The sequence below is a fragment of the Variovorax sp. GW821-FHT09B01 genome (genome assembly GCF_059418345.1).
In genome coordinates this window covers 210154-227246 of the sequence record NZ_JBWKPQ010000007.1, presented here as the reverse complement: position 1 = coordinate 227246, position 17093 = coordinate 210154, and the positions used below count along the sequence as shown (strand labels likewise).

At 69.2% G+C, this 17093-nt stretch carries 3 protein-coding genes; all 3 read left to right on the top strand.

The genetic code is table 11. The annotated features are described in order from the left end of the window. Window positions 1–103: 103 nt before the first annotated feature. On the top strand, window positions 104–11485 hold the full coding sequence (locus tag AC07RV_RS21655; RefSeq protein WP_296782140.1) for a filamentous hemagglutinin family protein: 11382 nt from the start codon (window positions 104–106) through the stop codon (window positions 11483–11485). Window positions 11486–11588: 103 nt separating this feature from the next. Then, the gene (locus tag AC07RV_RS21650) at window positions 11589–12218 is read left to right on the top strand and encodes an RNA polymerase sigma factor (RefSeq protein ID WP_296782139.1); all 630 of its coding nucleotides are present in this window, start codon (window positions 11589–11591) and stop codon (window positions 12216–12218) included. 261 nt (window positions 12219–12479) lie between these two features. Further along, the gene (locus AC07RV_RS21645; protein WP_296782138.1) at window positions 12480–17084 is read left to right on the top strand and encodes a TreTu family toxin; all 4605 of its coding nucleotides are present in this window, start codon (window positions 12480–12482) and stop codon (window positions 17082–17084) included. Window positions 17085–17093: the final 9 nt, after the last annotated feature.

Genomic DNA, 17093 nt, shown 5'->3' with positions numbered 1-17093 from the left:
GGGGGTTTGCGCACGGCCCGTTCGTCTTAGCGCACCGGAAATTCAGCGCACCACCCACGGTGCTCGGAACTCCACGACCTTCACTTTCGGGCAAGCACTTCTCATGAGCACACGCGGATCCCTGGGCACTCCCCACCCATCGACCAACCAGCCGGCCCGGCGGCGCTTCCGCATGGCACCGATCGCGCGCGCCATCGCCGTGACGCTGGTCGCCAACGGCGCGCTCGTCGACGCGCAGGCGCAGCGTGCCTTCAGCGGCGCCTGGTTCGCCAACAAGACCACGGTGCAGGGCGCGGCCGCGGCCACGGGCCGGCTGCCCAACGGCATGCCCGCGTCGATGCTGACGAACCCGGCCGGGCAGCAGCGCGCCAGCGACGAGCTGCGGCGCTCGATCGGCAACCTCGACATGGCGGCGCGCACCATCGCCGCCCAGCAGGCGGCGCAGGCGGCCGCGCGCCAGGCGGCGCAGAACGACGGCAGCGACATCCCCGACGGCCTCGCGCCCGGCGGGCTCGCGGTCGACACCAACAGCCTGACCGCGGGCTGGCTCAACGCCAATGCACCGGTGCAGACGGCCGCGGGCGGACGCACGCAGGTCAATATCCAGCAGACCGCGGACAAGGCGATCCTCAACTGGGAGAGCTTCAACGTGGGCCGCAACACCACGGTGCAGTTCGACCAGAAGGGCGGGGCGAAGCCCGACGGCACCAATGCATGGATCGCGTTGAACCGCATCAACGATCCGAGCGGCCGGCCGAGCCAGATCGCGGGCCAGATCAAGGCCGACGGCTCGGTCTACCTGATCAACCGCAACGGCATCGTCTTCAACGGCACCAGCCAGGTCAACACGCGCTCGCTGATCGCCTCGAGCCTCGCGCTGTCGGACAAGCAGTTCAACCTCGGCATCAACAACCAGCAGAAGTTCGACGGCCAGGGCAACGACTTCGCGATTCCGCAGTTCGGCCTGTTCACGTCGATCAAGCCCGAGGTCTTCGGCCCGTCGGGCTTCGTGCCCGGCGAGGGCGGCGCGCCCGACCGCATGGGCGGCGTGGACCGCTTCGATCCCGGCGCGGCGCCGGGCGAGGTGCGCGTGGACGCCGGCGCGCGGCTGGCGGTCGAGTCGGGCGGCAAGGTCATGCTGTTCGCGCCCAAGGTGCGCAACGCGGGCCACATCACGGCGCCCGACGGCCAGGTGATCCTCGCGGCCGGCGAGAACGTCTACCTGAAGACGCCCTCGACCCAGGACCCGAACGCGCCGCGCGGCCTCGACGTGGCGGTGTCGGCCGTGCCGGGCTGGGCCTTCACCGGCGGGCAGGTGCAGGGCGCGCTGAAGCTGGTGCCGGTGTATGGCGACGCGAACTTCGTCAACAGCCTGCGCGACGTGGTGATGCCCGAGATGGCGGCGCGCGCCAAGTCGGTGGGCTACGAGGTGGTGAACACCGGCACCGTGCAGTCCGATCGCGGCAACATCACGCTGCAGGCGCAGGACGTGCGGCAATCGGGCGTGCTGGCCTCGACCACCGCGCTCAACAACCGCAACGGCTCGATCCTGCTGCGCGCCTGGGGGCTGGGCACGCACATGTACTCGGACGGCGTCAACGACCTGATCAACTGGTCGGCCGGCACGCTCACGCTGGGCGAGGGCAGCATCACCCAGGTGCTGCCCGATGCGGGCGACCGCAGCGAGATCGAGGCCTCGGCGCTGGTCACGCGCTACCAGCCGGGCCGCGTGGCCCTGTACGGCCAGCTGATCGACGTGCGGCCGAAGGCGGGCGTGCTGGTGCCCGCGGGCACCATCGTGGCCGAGTCGGCGGTCAACCCGCTGTTCACGCAGCTGCCGTACTTCAAGCCCGGCAGCCTCGGCGACGCCAGCCGCATCTACATCGACAGCGAGGCCTTCCTGAGCGTGGCCGGGTTGCAGGGCATGCAGGTCGACATGTCGCGCAACTTCGTCGAGGCCGAGCTGCGCATCAACGAGCTGCGCGATTCGCCGCTGCTGCTCGACTCCTGGCTGCGCGGCAAGAAGGTGATCGTCGACCGGCGCGCCAACGGCCTGTTCGATGCCGGCCCGATGTCGGGCGTGCAGTGGGTGACCGGGCCCGACGGCAAGACGCTGGTGCCGGGCGCCTGGGTCGGCACGCCGCTGGCCGACGTGTCGGGCTGGGTCGGTGTCGGCAAGACCGACCTCGCCGAGCTGTCGGCCAGCGCGGGCAGCATCAACCTGCGCGCGGGCGGCGCGGTGATCACGCGCGCGGGCTCGGTGCTCGACGTGTCGGGCGGCTCGGTGCGCTATTCCGACGGCATGAACACCGCGACCAAGCTCATGGGCGCCGACGGCCGCGTGCACACCATGGACAAGGCGCTGCCCGACATCACCTACACCGGCATCGCGGGCGAGTTCGCGAGCGAGCATGCGCGCTGGGGCGTGAAGGAGAACTGGCGCTCGCCGCTGATCGGCGCCAACTACAAGGAAGCGGGCTACACCGAGGGCCGCAAGGCCGGCGACCTGCGCATCTACGCGGGCGACGCGATGGTGCTCGAGGGCGACATGCTCGGCGGCGTGGTGGCGGGCGACCGGCCGCAGGCCAAGGCCGCGGCCAGCCTCGGCGGCCGGGTCGAGCTCGGCGAGAACACGCCCGACGGCCGGCCCTGGTCGCCGGGCACGATCATCGTGAGCCACGACCCGAAGCGGCTGGCCAAGGACTTCGGCGCGCTCACCACGCTCGGCGACGATTTCTACGTGCAACTCAAGCCCGACGAACAGGGCTCGCGCAAGCTGAGCTTCCTGTCGGACGACATGCTCGGCAATTCGGGCATGGGCAGCATCGTGCTGAACACCATCAACGGCGACTTCGAGCTCGCGGCCGGCGCGAAGCTGCAGCTGTCGCCGGGCGCCTCGCTGACGGTGGCGGGCACCGAGGGCTCGACCCGGGACATCCGCATCTTCGGCCAGATCCGCACGCCGGGCGGGCGCATCGGCCTGTCGTCGAGCAACGGCGCGCTCGAGATCGGCGCGCAGGGCCGGCTCGATGCCAGCGGCCAGTGGCTCAACACCTGGCGCGAAGGCCCGGGCAGCGGCGCCTGGGCCATCGACGGCGGCGCGATCTCGATCAGCGTGGGGAAGATCGCGGCCGATCCGGCGGCGGTCTTCGACGTCTCGGGCGGCGGCCGCGTCGATGTCGCGAAGAACGGCCTGCCCGCGTTGCGCGCGGGCAATGCGGGTTCGGTCACGCTGGTGGGCGTGACGCCCGAGCTGGACCTGGGCGCGCTGAACCTGCGCGCCTTCGCGGCCGGTTCCGCGGGCAGCCTGGTGCTCGACGTGTTCTCGCCGGTGCAGATCGGCGGCAGCGCGGCTACCGATCCCGAGACCGGCAAGCCGCTCGTGACGCTGCTGCCGCCCACCCTCTACGGCGAGCGCGGCTTCGGCCGCGTCACGGTCTCGGTGCGCGGCGAGGGCGGCATCGTGGTGCCCGAGGGCGTGACGGTGTCGCAGCAGGCGTCGAGCCTCGATCTCGCGAACTTCGACTGGCGCCACCTGCCCGGCGGTGCCAGCCTGGCCGATGCCGCACCGATCGGCATGCTGCGGCCCGAGGAGCGCGCGGCGCGCAAGCCCACCGCGCTGTCGCTGGGCACCACCAACGGCGCGATCTCGATCGGGGCGGGCGCGGTGGTGCGCACCGACATCGGCGGCAACCTGTCGCTCGGTGCCGGCGGCGAGCTGGGCACGATCACCGTGGCCGGCCGGCTCGACGCGCCGGCCGGCAGCATCTCGCTGTCGGGCGGCAAGGTCACATTGCAGGCCGGCGGCGAACTGCTGGCGCGCGGCGTGCCGCTGACCTACCTCGACAACCGCGGCCGCCAGGTGGGCGAAGTGCGCGACGGCGGTTCGGTCGACATCCAGGCCGGCGAGGTGCAGCTCGAGAAGGGCGCGCTGATCGACGTGTCGGGGGCCACCGGCGAGATCGACGGCGTGGCCGACACCGGCCGCACCGGCACGCAGCTGCCGAAGGCGACGCCGAAGATCCGGCTCGACAGCGACGGCGGCCTGATCCAGGTCAAGGGCCAGGGCCTGATCGAGAGCACGCTGGTGGGCAACGCGGGCGGTCCCGGCGGCATCGGCGGGCGCATCCGGATCAACATGGACGTGCCCGCCGCGCCCGGCGGCTCGCCGCTGGAGCGCCTGAGCCAGACGCTGCAGGATCCCGACTGCTTCGGCTTCTTCGTCGACGGCGCCTGCAACAACTGGCGCCAGGGCCTGGACTACGACTGGGCGCCGGGCCTGCGCAGCTTCGGCTACGAGGTCGACGGCACGATGATCATTCCGTCGAGCCTGCTGGCGCACCTGGCGGAGAGCAAGGAGCTGGTGCTGTCCGACCGCCTGCCGGCGCCCGGCCCGGTCGGGGCGCTCGACCCGGCGCAGTTCGGGCTGACGCCGGCCACGCTCGACCTGTTCCGCGACACCCTGTTCGGCGGCGAGCTGCTGCGCGAGATCCTGCAGAAGCCGGGCCAGGCCTTCGCGCTGACGCTGCGCCCGCAGTCCTTCGCGAACGGCGGCTTCGCCGACCTCGCGCTGGTGAATTCCTCGCAGGGGCCGATCCGCCTCGACGACGCGCACATCAGGATGGGCCGCGCGATCTCGCTGCAGGGCCGGATCCTCGGACATGCCGACACCTCGTCGTCGCTGAGCGCGCCGCACCTCACGCTGCTGACCGTGCCGGGGCCGGCCTCGGCCTCGCTGGTGGCCGAGGTGCCCGATGCCAAGGGCGAGCTGAAGCTCGCAGGCCAGCTGATCGAGATCGTCTCGGGCAACGAGGCGGGCGTGTCGCCCGAAGGCACCGTGCGCATCGGCGGCTTCGGCCGCACGCGACTCGAGGCCGGCGAGATCCGCATCGGCGGCGCGCTGCCCGATCAGATCAACGACGACACCCGGTTGCAGTTGAACCTCGACGTCGACGGGCAACTGGTGCTCGCGGCCGGCCAGGTCTATCCGAGCACGGCCATGACCGGCGTGATCCGCGCCACCGGTTCGATCGCCGTCGAGCGGTTCGGCGAGCCGGGCGACACGCCGCTGTCGGCCGGCGGCACCCTGCGGCTGGAAGCACCGACGATCGCGCAGAACGGCGTGCTGCGCGCGCCGCATGGCCAGATCGAACTGGCCGCGAGCGAGCGCCTCGCGCTGGGCGCCAACAGCCTGACCTCGGTGTCGGGTGCCGGCGTGGTCGTGCCCTACGGCACCTTGCTCAACGACGAGCACTGGCACGATCCCACCAAGGCGGTGGACGCGGCCAATCCCTCGGGCGGCTCGCTGAGCGCGCCGCCCGAGAAGCGGATCACGCTCAAGTCGCCCGACGTGGCGCTGGCGCGCGGCGCGACGGTGGACATCACGGGCGGCGGCGACCTCTATGCCTGGGAGTTCGTGCCCGGGCCCGGCGGCTCGCATGACGTGCTGAACCGGCCCGGCACCTACGCGATCCTGCCGGGGCAGACCGCCGCCGCACCGGCGAGCGCCGCCGAAGCGGGCCAGCGGGTCTGGCTCGCGGGCGGGCCGGGCCTGGCGGCCGGCTGGTACACCCTGCTGCCGGCGCGCTATGCGCTGTTGCCCGGCGCCTTCGCGGTGCAGGCCACCGGCAAGGCCTGGGGCGGCGCGCTGGCGCCGGCCACGCTGGCCTCGGACGGCAGCCTGGTGATGCAGGGCCGCGGCGGCAATGCCTACAGCGGCCAGCAGGACGCGCAGGCCTCGGCCTGGCGCGTGATGTCGGGCGACACGCTGCGCAAGTACACCGAATACAACGAGGCCACGGCCAACGACTTCTTCTCGTCCGAGGCCTTCAAGCTCACGCAGTACCGGCTGAGCGGCCAGAACGTCGTCACGCCCCGGCTGCCGCGCGACGGCGGCGCCGTGGTGTTCGATGCCGGCAAGCGGCTCACGCTCGACGGCACGCTGCGCTCGGCGCCCGACGCGGGCGGCCGCGGCGGGCTGGTCGACATCGCGGGCGGCAAGATCGCGATCGTCGGCGCCGGCCTGGACGCGGCCAGCCTGCAGGCCGACGGCTACCTCGTGATCGATTCGGCGAGCCTGTCGAACTTCGGCGCCGGCAGCCTGCTGGTGGGCGGCAAACGCCAGGGCAATGCGCTCGGCCTCGAGATCGACGTGACGGCCACCGACATCGTGGTGCGCAACGGCGAGGGCTCCGAGCTCAGCGGGCCCGAGATCATCCTCGCGGCCAGCGAGCAGGTGGCGATCGAGGGCGGCAGCCGGGTGCGCGCCAAGGGCGCGGGCGGCCGCGGCTCGGGCAACCTGGTGATGAAGCCGAAGGCGCCGGCGGTCTACACCGACCCCGACGGCAACCTCGACGACAACGGCGACGGCGTGATCGACGCCAGGGACGCGGCCGACGACGTGCTCACCTCGCCGACGAAGGACTGGGGCGCGCTGGTGCGCCTGGCCGCCGGCGACGCGGTGCAGGTGCTGCGCCAGAACGTGGACACCACGCGCGGCGGCCTGGTGACGATCGGCGCGGGCGCGCTGGTCGACGGCGGCGCCGCGCTGCTGATCGACGCGACGCGCACCACCGAGCTCGCGAGCTCGGCGCGGATCGCCGGCGCCGACCTGTCGGTGTCGGCCGGCCGCATCGGCTTCGGAGGCGGCACCGAGGGCATGGTGCTCGACAGCGGCGCGCTGGCGCAGCTCGCCAACTCGCAGCGCCTGACGCTGCGCAGCTACTCGGACTTCGACTTCTACGGTTCGCTCGACCTCGGCGCGGCCGGCCTGCATTCGCTGACCTTCGACGGCGCCGCCTTCGTCGGTCGTGGCACGGGCGACGTGACGATCCGCGGCGATGCCGTCACGCTGATCAACAGCGGCGGCGGCACCGGCGGCAGCGGCACCGGCAACGGCGCCTTCACGCTCGATGCCGGCACGCTGGTGCTGGGCGCGGGCCGCAAGGACTTCGCCGGCTTCGGGTCGGTCACGCTGGCGGGGCGCGACCAGATCGTCGGCGAGGGCGCGGGCGTGGTGGATACCGGCGCCGCGGCGCTGACCCTGGCCACGCCGCTGCTGACTGGCCGCGGCGGCGCGGCCCAGACCATCGCCACCCAGGGTGCGCTGCGCGTGACGGGCGGCGATGCCGGCGCGGGCACGCCCAGCGACCTGCAGGACAGCCTGGGCGCGCGCCTGAGCCTGAGCGGCAAGACCATCGACTTCGGCGGCCGCGCGGTAGCGCTCGGCGGCAGCATCGGCATGACGGCGACCGGCGGCCACCTGGTGGTGGGCGAGGGCGCGCTGATCGACGTGGGCGGTTTCGCCAAGCGCTTCTTCGACCTGGCCGAGTACGCCGACGCGGGCCGCATCGACCTGTCGGCCGTGGGCGGCGACGTCCGGCTCGAGGCCGGCAGCCGGCTCGGCCTGGCCGCACACGCGGGCGGCGGCAGCGCCGGCACCCTGGGCCTGGCCGCATCGAACGGCGGCACCGTGGTGCTCGACGGCACCATCGCCGCGCAGGCCGGTGCCGGCGGCAAGGCCGGCAGCTTCTCGCTCGACATCGAGGCACTGCCCGACTTCGCGGGCTTCAGCCAGCGCCTGAACGACGCCGGCTTCAACCGCTCGCGCCAGTTCCGCATCCGCCAGGGCGACGTGGTGCTCGGCGGGCTCACGACGGTCGAGGACTTCGGCCTCACCGCCGACCGCGGCAGCATCGACATCGCCGGCACCGTGGATGCGCGCTCGGCCTATGGCGGCACGATCCGCATCACCGGCGGCAACGGCGTGGCGATGCGCGACGGCGCGAAGCTGCTGGCCGGCGCGACCGGCGAACTCGGCAGCGGCCGCGTCACGCTCGAGGCGGCCGGCGGCCGGCTCGAGCTGCGCGGCGGCCAGATCGACGTGGCGGGCAACGAGGGCGGCAAGGTGCGCCTGCGCGCGCGGCAGAACGCGGGCCACGACGAGATCGAGGTCGGCGCGCTGAACGTCGCGGTCATGGGCGCGCGCTCGGCGGTGCTCGAGGGCACCAGCCGCTACGAGGCGCAGGACGGCACGGTCGATGCGGTCAAGGCCGAGGCGATCGCCGATGCGCGCCGCTTCAGCGCCGCCGCCGGCGCGATCGCCGGGCGCCTGGGCACCGGGCTCGCGGTCATGCCGGGCATCGAGATCCGCAGCGCCGGCGACCTGGCGCTCAACGGCGACTGGAACCTGTTCGCCGATCTGCCGGGCGCGCGCGACGGCACGCTGACCCTGCGCGCCGGCGGCAACCTGCTGATCAACGGCCACCTGAGCGACGGCTTCGACGCGGCGGACCGCAGCGGCGTGCTGCAGCCCGGCGCCTCGTGGAACCTGCGGCTGGTGGCCGGCGGCGACCTCGACTCGGCCAATGCGCTGGCATTGCGGCCGCTGGCCGCGCAGGCCGCGGGCAAGGGCTCGATCGTGATCGGCACCGCCAACACGGCGCAGCCGAGCGACAGCGACCCCACGCCCGACAACGGCGCCGGCAAGCTGGTGCGCACCGGCACCGGCGACCTCGAGGTGCGCGCGGGGCGCGATCTCACGCTGGCGCACAAGGAGTCGGCGATCTACACCGCGGGCCGCAAGGACACGACGGTGTGGAGCGACTTCACCACCGCCAACGCTAAGGCCAGCTACGGCATCGAAGGCGGCAATCTCGACATCGGCGTGCAGGGCAGCATCGACGCCGCGCCCGCGGGGCAGCGCTTCACCGAGTGGCTCAACCGCCAGGGCACGCTGAACGCGCAGCGCTATTTCGGCGAGTACGAGAACGGCGAGCTGGGCATGCGGCCCGATGGCAGCTTCGGCCCCCTGATCCACCCGACCGAGCAGTCGAGCTGGTGGATCGACTACGGCCGCTTCCAGCAGGGCGTGGGCGCGCTCGGCGGCGGCAACGTGGCGGTGCATGCGGGCGGCGACCTGCGCAACCTGCTGGTCGCGCTGCCCACCAACATGCGCGTGCGCGGCGGGCTCTCCGCGGGCGAGGCGATGACCGTCGAGATGCGCAACGGCGGCGCGATGCAGGTCGAGGCCGGCGGCGCGATTCGCGGCGGCCAGTACTACGTCGCGCGCGGCGCGGGCGAGATCCGCGCGGGCGAGACCGCGGTCGGCCGCACCGTGACCCTGAGCCGCGACGACAGCATGGGCGGCATCACGCGCACCAGCTACGGCGTGGCGCCGGTGCTCGCGCTCGGCGATGCCACGCTGAGCCTGCGCACCGCGGGCGACCTGGTGCTGCAGACGGTGGTCGACCCGCTGCTGGTCACCTACGGCGAGGGCCTGCGCCCCGACGGGCAGCAGCTCAACTACGGCGCCTACATGAGCGGCTACACCGACCGCAGCGCACTGAAGCTGGTCTCCACCGGCGGCGACATCCACTTCGTCAACCGCGCGGAGTTCATCTTCCGCGACGTGCTGCTGCGCAGCTTCGACCACGACACGCTGGTCGGCTTCGGCGGCAACCGCTATCCGGCGCGGCTGTCGGCGGTGGCGCTCAATGGCAGGCTGTCGATCGAGGGCCCGCTGTACGTGCTGCCGGGCACCACCAACGACGTCTCGCTGGCCGCGAAGAACGACATCCGCTTCGCCGCGCCGCTCGCGATGGCCTATGCCACGCCGGCGATGATGCCCTCGCCGACCATGCCCGCCGGCGCGGGTTCGCCCTTCAGCCAGATGAACATGGAGGACATGCTCGACAACTGGATCAACTGGTCGGGCGCTTCCTTCATCAAGGACCCGTACCTGCGCAGCGTGAGCAATCCCTCGGTGCTGCCGCTGGCCGGCGACTACGAGCCCAGCCGCATCTATGCCGCCGAGGGTTCGATCTTCGGGCTCGACCTCAAGGCCAATGAGCAGACCTGGGTGCGCGCGGGCAAGGACATCCGCGGCGTGCGCGTGGCGGGGCGCAACCTGCGCGCCTCCGACACCACGCTGCTGGAGGCGGGCAACGACATCCTGGCCACGGTGCGGGTTGATCCGATCGAGCGCGAGAACGCCATCAGCAACAGCCTGACCGGCAACATCGAGATGCAGGGGCCGGGCACGCTGACGCTGGCCGCCGGTCGCGACGTGTACGCCGACAACCTGCAGGTGCGCACGGTGGGCAACCAGCGCTACGACCGGAACAACCGGCCGCAGCCCGATACGCAGATCAACGGCCTGCCGGCCAACAGCGCCGCGATCACCGTCATGGCCGGACTGAACGGCGCCGTGGGCTACGACGCCTTCGCCGCGGCCTACCTCGATCCGGCCCGCGTGGCCGCGATGCCCGACTACCTCAAGACCCGCGCGCCCGACGGCACGCAGGTGCCGATCTACCTGGTGGACCAGGTCGAGACACGCCCCGGCGGGCAGGAGAAGACTGTGCGCCGCGGCCTCGTGTCGTACATGAAGGACATGACCGGCGAGACGCTCGCGCCGCTCGATGCCTGGACCCGCTTCCAGGCGCTGCCCGAACCCGCGCGCCAGCAGTTCCTGCGCCAGGCCTTCCTGCTCGAGCTGCGCGAGGCCGGCCGCGACCAGAACGAACCGGGCACGGGCGGCCTGCCGCGCAACGGCGGCTACAACCGCGGCTACGCGGCGATCGACACCCTGTTCCCGGGCAAGGACTGGAAGGGCGACGTGGCGGCCAACACGCTGATGCTGCGCACCATGGCCGGCGGCGACATCAACGTGCTCACGCCCGGCGGCGGATTGCAGGTGGCGGCGCTCGGTGCCACCGTGCCGGCCGGCTACGGCCTGGTCACGCTGGCCTCGGGCCACATCGACATCTTCGCCAAGGACGACGTCACGGTGAACCAGTCGCGCATCCTGTCCTTCGTGCCCGAGGTGACGAAGCAGGGCAGCGACCAGATCATCTGGTCCACGGTCGGCAACATCGACGCCGGCCGCGGCGCGAAGACCCTGCGCGTGCCCTCGGCGCCCGAGGTCGTCACCGACCTCGACGGCGTGACGGTGGTGCGCGAGAAGTCGGACATGAGCGGCAGCGGCATCGGCACCGTGGGCGACGGCGACGTCGACCTGGTCGCGCCCAGCGGCACCGTGAACGCCGGCGATGCCGGCCTGCGCGTGGCGGGCAATCTCAACATCGCCGCGTTGCAGGTGCTCAACGCCGACAACATCCAGGTCAAGGGCGAGACCAAGGGCCTGCCGGTGGTCGCGGCCGTGAACGTCGGCGCGCTGACCAATGCCAGCGCGGCCGCGGCCCAGGCCGCGGTGGCCGCGCAGGAGAGCCTGCAGCGCGACCGCACCGCGGCGCGCCAGGCGCTGCCCTCGGTGTTCACCGTGCGCGTGCTCGGCTTCGGCAACGAGCCGGCCGAGGGCGGCAGCCGCAACCCGCCGCCGCCCGCGGCCGGGCGCGCGGGCGACAGCGCCGTGCGCTACGACCCCGCGAACCCCGTGCAGCTCGTGGGCAACGGCCGGCAGTTCGATGCCCGGCAGGTGGCGCGGCTGACCGACGAGGAACGCCGCGCCTTGCAGGGCCGCTAGGTCCCACGCCCTCCGGCGCCTGCGTCCCGCCTCCCGCGAACCGGGAGGCGGGGCGGCAGCGTGCCTCTTTTCGCCCGCCGATGCACACCGAGACGGATCCGCCATGAGCCTGAACATCCCGTGCCGCACTGCAGACCATTCCTTGGACGACGCTTCATGCGGCGAGCCGTCCGATCCCGCGCCGCGTTGCGCCGCGCTGCAGGCCATCCTGGTCGCGAACTACGAGCATCTGCGGCGCCGGCTGCTGCGCCACCTGGGCTGCCCCGACCTCGCGAGCGAATGCCTGCACGAGGCCTGGCTGCGGCTCGGCGACCTGGGCCTGGCGCACGACGTGCAGAACCCGCTGGCCTACATCCACCGCATGGCGAGCAACCTCGCCGTGGACCGGCTGCGCAGCCACCGGCCGTGGCAGTACGCGGGGGAGGAGCAGGTTGCGCTCGATGAATTGGTGGACCGCGCGCCCGGGCCCGAGTCGATTGCACAGGCGCGGTCCGATGTGGCGGCGGTGGAGCGTGCGATCGAGCGGCTGCCACGGCGCCATCGCGCGGTGCTGATCGCGTTGCGCATCGATGAGATGACGCGGGTGGAAGCGGCGGCGCGATTCGAGCTGTCGTTGCGCAGCGTGGATACGGCGCTGCGGCAGGCGCTGGATTACTGCGCGGAGAGTGCGGGGCAGGAGGTGTGGGTGGGGGTGAATGGGGGGAGGAGGGCGGTGCGGGTGGGGGCGGCGTAGGGGGCTCGGCACTTGAGCATGAGGGGCATGGTTGGCGTTGAGGTTCGGTGCGGGAGTTGGTGGGAGGTGGCCGGCAACTGCGGCATCGGCCTTTGGGAGCGATCGACTTCGAGTTGTCGTTGCTCAATTAAAGTATTTGGTTTATCTTGAAAAGATTTTACGATTGTGCAGTGCGCACGTCGCCTAAGCAGCGCGTGACCATTCAACGAATGTGCCATGGCGGCCGAACATAGCAAAAGAATAGAGAGGGAGTGCGGGAATATGCAAAGCCACGTGAGTCTTGATCGCGGCACAGCCGGAAAAATTCTTGCCACCGCGAAACGCAATCGCGCAATTCTCCATGTGCTATCGAAGTGCGCCATTGATATGGCTAAGCGCGTCAACCGGATAGTCTGCCTTGGTGCCATGCTCTTGTTTGTTGTGCTCGGCTCCAACAATGCATCAGCAGAAATTTCGCCGATCTCGCAAGCGGTTACTCTCAGGGCTGACGGCTATCTTGAATTTCTCACCTCAAGGGGGTGGTTTTCTTCCAAAGAAAAGGCTTGCGAAGCATTTTCTGGATGGTATGGGGAAAGATGGCCGCCCGGTCCTTACAACTTTCAAGTACATCCGCAGGGGCATTTGTGCGGGGTCTGGGCTTTCATCTTCGCATCGAACATGTGCCCCATAAATAGCGAATTGGTCGAGAATAGATGCGAATGCAAACGAGGCTTCGCAGAAACAAGCACGCCGGGAGCATGCACGGCCATTCCCAAGGAGGTGCCAGCGAACTCCTGTACGGCTGGCTTGCTAGCAGGGCACCCTGTAGCTCCTGCTGTAGGGGAAAAGTTTCGTTCAGAGATGGATTTCATTGACGGCGGGCCATCACCCCTAGCGCTCATTCGTACTTATCGAAGCAACTGGGGCGCGGATCCCAATCGAAAAATTGGGGCACTCGGGAAGGCTTGGATTCACAACCACGAAATCAAGCTTGAATTTGCGACAGGAGCCAGTCACGATTCGGTCTGGGTTTTTGATTCTTCAGGTCAACCCAGAGAGTTCAGAAAAGCGCTGGGGACAGCAAACTGGACGGCCTTCGATAGCGCAGATTCGTTCGCGCAAACAACGAATGGAGGATGGACTTACCGTCGTGCAGATGACGGGACTATTCGGTATTTTGATACTTTCGGAAAGCTGCAGACGCTAACGGAGCGAAATGGCTGGACAAACACGTACTCATACGCAGCGAGGGGCGAACTAACGTCCATAACAAATCAGTTCGGACGCAGCCTCACGTTCTCCTATGACAGCAGCAAGCAGCTGATTCAGGTCACGCTGCCGGACTTGCGAACCGTGGGCTATACCTACGACGCTACCGGCAGATTGACTGCGGTCATCTTTCCGGATGGCAAGAAGAAGGCCTACCTTTACGAATGGGGGCGTTTCCTGTATGCACTCACAAGCATGAAAGATGAGGTTGGCGTCCATTGGGCCAGGTTCTATTACACCGATCAAGGCCAAGCGAACGCGACTGAACTCACAGGGGGCGTAGACCGGTATGACATCGCGTATCCCAGCGCCGAAACTGCTGTTATCACCGATCCTCTGGGAACTGCACGTACTTATAGTTATAGCGGCACCAAGAGCAAGCAAGTGGTTGCTGGCGCGTCATTGCCTTCCGGCATTGGTGAGGCCGACGCCGCCTCACGTGTGCAGGACGCCAATGGCCTGATTACCTCGGAGACCGACTTCAATGGCGTGGTGTCCACCACCACCTGGGACACCGCTCGCCGCTTGCCGCTCACCGTGACCCGCGCGTCCGGCAGACCCGAGGCCCAGACCACCACCACCCAGTGGCACCCCACCTTCAGCCTCCCCGTGCTGATCACCGAGTCCGGCCGCACCACCGCCTTCACCCACGACGCGGTCGGCAATGTCCTGACTCGCACCGTCACCAACACCGCCACCAACAAGGCCCAGACCTGGCAGTGGACCTACAACGCTTCTCAGTTGGTCGAGACGGCCACCGAGCCCAACGGCGCCACCACCACCTACACCTACGACCCCCGAGGCAACGTCCTCACCAGCACCAACGCCCTGGGCCACGTCACCAGCTACGCCTACGACCTCTCCAACCGCGTCACCAGCCATACCGAACCCAACGGCCTCGTCACCACCTACACCTACGACGCGCGCGACCGCCTCCTGACCCAGACCGTCGGTGGCCAGCAGAACACCACGCTGACCTACAAGCCCTACGGCAGCGTCGAGACCATCACGCTGCCCACGGGCCTGGTGCTGACCTACACCTACGACCCGGCCCATCGCCTCACCGGCTGGAGCAACAACCGCGGCGAGAGCGGCAGCTTCACGCTCGACGGCATGGGCAACCGCACGGCCGAGCAGATCAAGGACAGCAGCGGCGCCGTGGCCTGGAACGCCGCGCGCACCATCAACAACATCAACCGCGTCTCGGGCAAGACGGAAGGCTCGAACCAGACCAGCTCCTTCGGCTACGACGCCAACGGTGACCTCACCCGCAGCACCAACGGCCTCAACCAGAGCACGCAACTGGGCCTGGACAACCTGCGCCGCGTGGCCTCGGTGACCAACGCGGCCAACGCCACGGCCACCCTCAAGTACAACGCCCTCGATGCCGTCACCGAAGCCAAGGACTTCAAGGGCGTGGCCACCGGCTACACCCGCGATGCCCAGGGCAACGCCACCGCCGAGAGCAGCGCCGACACGGGTGGAGCGACCACCCAGTACGACAACCTGGGCCTGCCCAGCCAGATCGTCGACGCGCTGGGCCAGGCGACCACCATCAACAGGGATGCCTTGGGCCGGCCCACGAGCCTCGTCTTCGCCGACGGCAAGACCACCACCCTGCGCTACGACCTCACGGCCACCAGCAAGGGCTACCTGTCGGAGATCGTGGACCGCAGCGGCACCACCGAATACACGCGCGATGCCTTCGGGCGCGTGGTGGTCAAGAAGCAGACGCTGGCCAATGGCAGCGTGCAGCAGATCGGCTACGCCTACAACCTCAATGGCACGCTGGGAAGCATCGCGTACCCCACGGGCGCCACGCTGAGCCACGTCTACGACGCGACAGGCCGCCTCACCGGCTTGAACTGGAACAGTACGCCGCTGGTGAGCAACATCACCTGGAACCCGCTCGGCCAACCCACGGGTTGGACCTGGGCCTTCACGAGCACCGACCCGAAGCTCAAGGCCACGCGCAGCTACGACACGGCCGGGCGCATGACCGCGACCGAGTTCGGCAGCTACGTCTACGACGCCGCGGGCCGCATCACGAGCCTGACGCAGAACCTCTACGACCCAGCGGACTCCGACCCCACGCACGACACCATCGCGAACGCCAACACCACCTGGAACGTGGGCTACGACAGCGTCGGGCGCATCACGAGCTTCAACGTGGCGGGCAGCAGCAGCAACACCGCGGGCTTCGGCTACGACGCGAACGGCAATCGCTCGAGCAGCACGCGGGTGGTCAATGGGCTGAGCACCAGCCGCAGCTACACCGTCCCAACCAACGGAAACCGCCTCACCGGCTTCAGCCAGACCACGGGTGGTGCGACCACCAGCGTGGTCTACGGCTACAACGCCAATGGCGACCTCACGGGCGATGGCCTGCGCAGCTATGGCTACGACGCCGAGGGGCGGCTGAGCACGGCGACTACTGGCGCAACGGACAGCAGCCCGACGACGCGCTATGCGCACAACGCGCTGGGGCAGCGGGTGTTCAAGACGGAGCCGCTGTATCCGCCGAGCCAGGGGGATGAGAGCGATCCGGGGTTCTGGGGCAGCCTGGTGGCGTTCTTCACGAAGATGTGGAGTCCGGCAACGAGCCAAGCCGAACAGTTGGGCTATGCCTATGTCTACGATGAGCAAGGCACGTTAGTAGTGGAGATCGGCAGCGGGGGCACGAACAGCTCAGGCCAAGCCAGCTACATCTACCTGCCCACCGCCAATGGGCCGATGCCAATCGCTGTCGTCATCAACGGCAATGCCTATGCGGTGCACAGCGATCACTTGAACACGCCAAGAAGGCTGAGCAACGAGGCGAGCCAACCGGTCTGGCAGTGGCGCTACAGCGCGTTCGGGGAGGAGGAGCCAACGATGGCGGCAAAGCGGTTCACGGGGCCGGAGACGATGCCCACTACTGGCGCGACGTCAGCGACTGCAGTCACCTTCAACCTTCGCTATCCGGGGCAGTATGCGGATGCTGAGAGTGGGTTGTTCTACAACTACTTCCGTAGCTACGACGCGAGGACGGGCAGATACAGCGAGCCTGACCCGATTGGGCTGGATGGTGGATGGAACCGATTTGGGTATGTGGATGGAAATCCGCTGGGCTACAACGATCCGTTCGGTCTGGATCGTTGGGGGAGTTATGGCTATGGGCGATACCTTCCGGCGACAAACCCTTCGCCCTCGATCTGGGAGAGACTCAATTTCCCTGAAACGCCTGAGCAGCGAGCGCTCGGGGAAAACATCGCAATGGCATTTTGCGGCGGTGGGCTTGGAGGCGCTACAAAAGCAATAACGCGAGTTGGACGATGGATGTCTCAGGCAGAGTACGATGCTATGAGGGCATCAGGAAAAGTCCAAGAAAGTTTGTCGGGGACTACGCATGTTGCCGATCCAGCGGATGCAGCAGCCTTCTTGAATCAGGCCAAACCTGGAAGCCTCTACGCTGAGTTTGGTGTTCCCTCTTCCTCATTGAAGCCGACCAACGATGGATGGTCGAAAATCATCGGACCAAACTCTCTTGAGGGCAGGCTTGCCCAGCGGAAGGGGCTTCCAGCACCGCAGATGCCCAGCGCATCAGACATAGTTCATTCGGCAACCAAGCTCCCATGACAGGAAATC

What these genes read in the sequence shown, in the direction of transcription:
- AC07RV_RS21655 (WP_296782140.1), top strand. Translation starts at nt 104, where the DNA reads ATGAGCACACGCGGATCCCTGGGCACTCCCCACCCATCGACCAACCAG.
- AC07RV_RS21650 (WP_296782139.1), top strand. Translation starts at nt 11,589, where the DNA reads ATGAGCCTGAACATCCCGTGCCGCACTGCAGACCATTCCTTGGACGAC.
- AC07RV_RS21645 (WP_296782138.1), top strand. Translation starts at nt 12,480, where the DNA reads ATGCAAAGCCACGTGAGTCTTGATCGCGGCACAGCCGGAAAAATTCTT.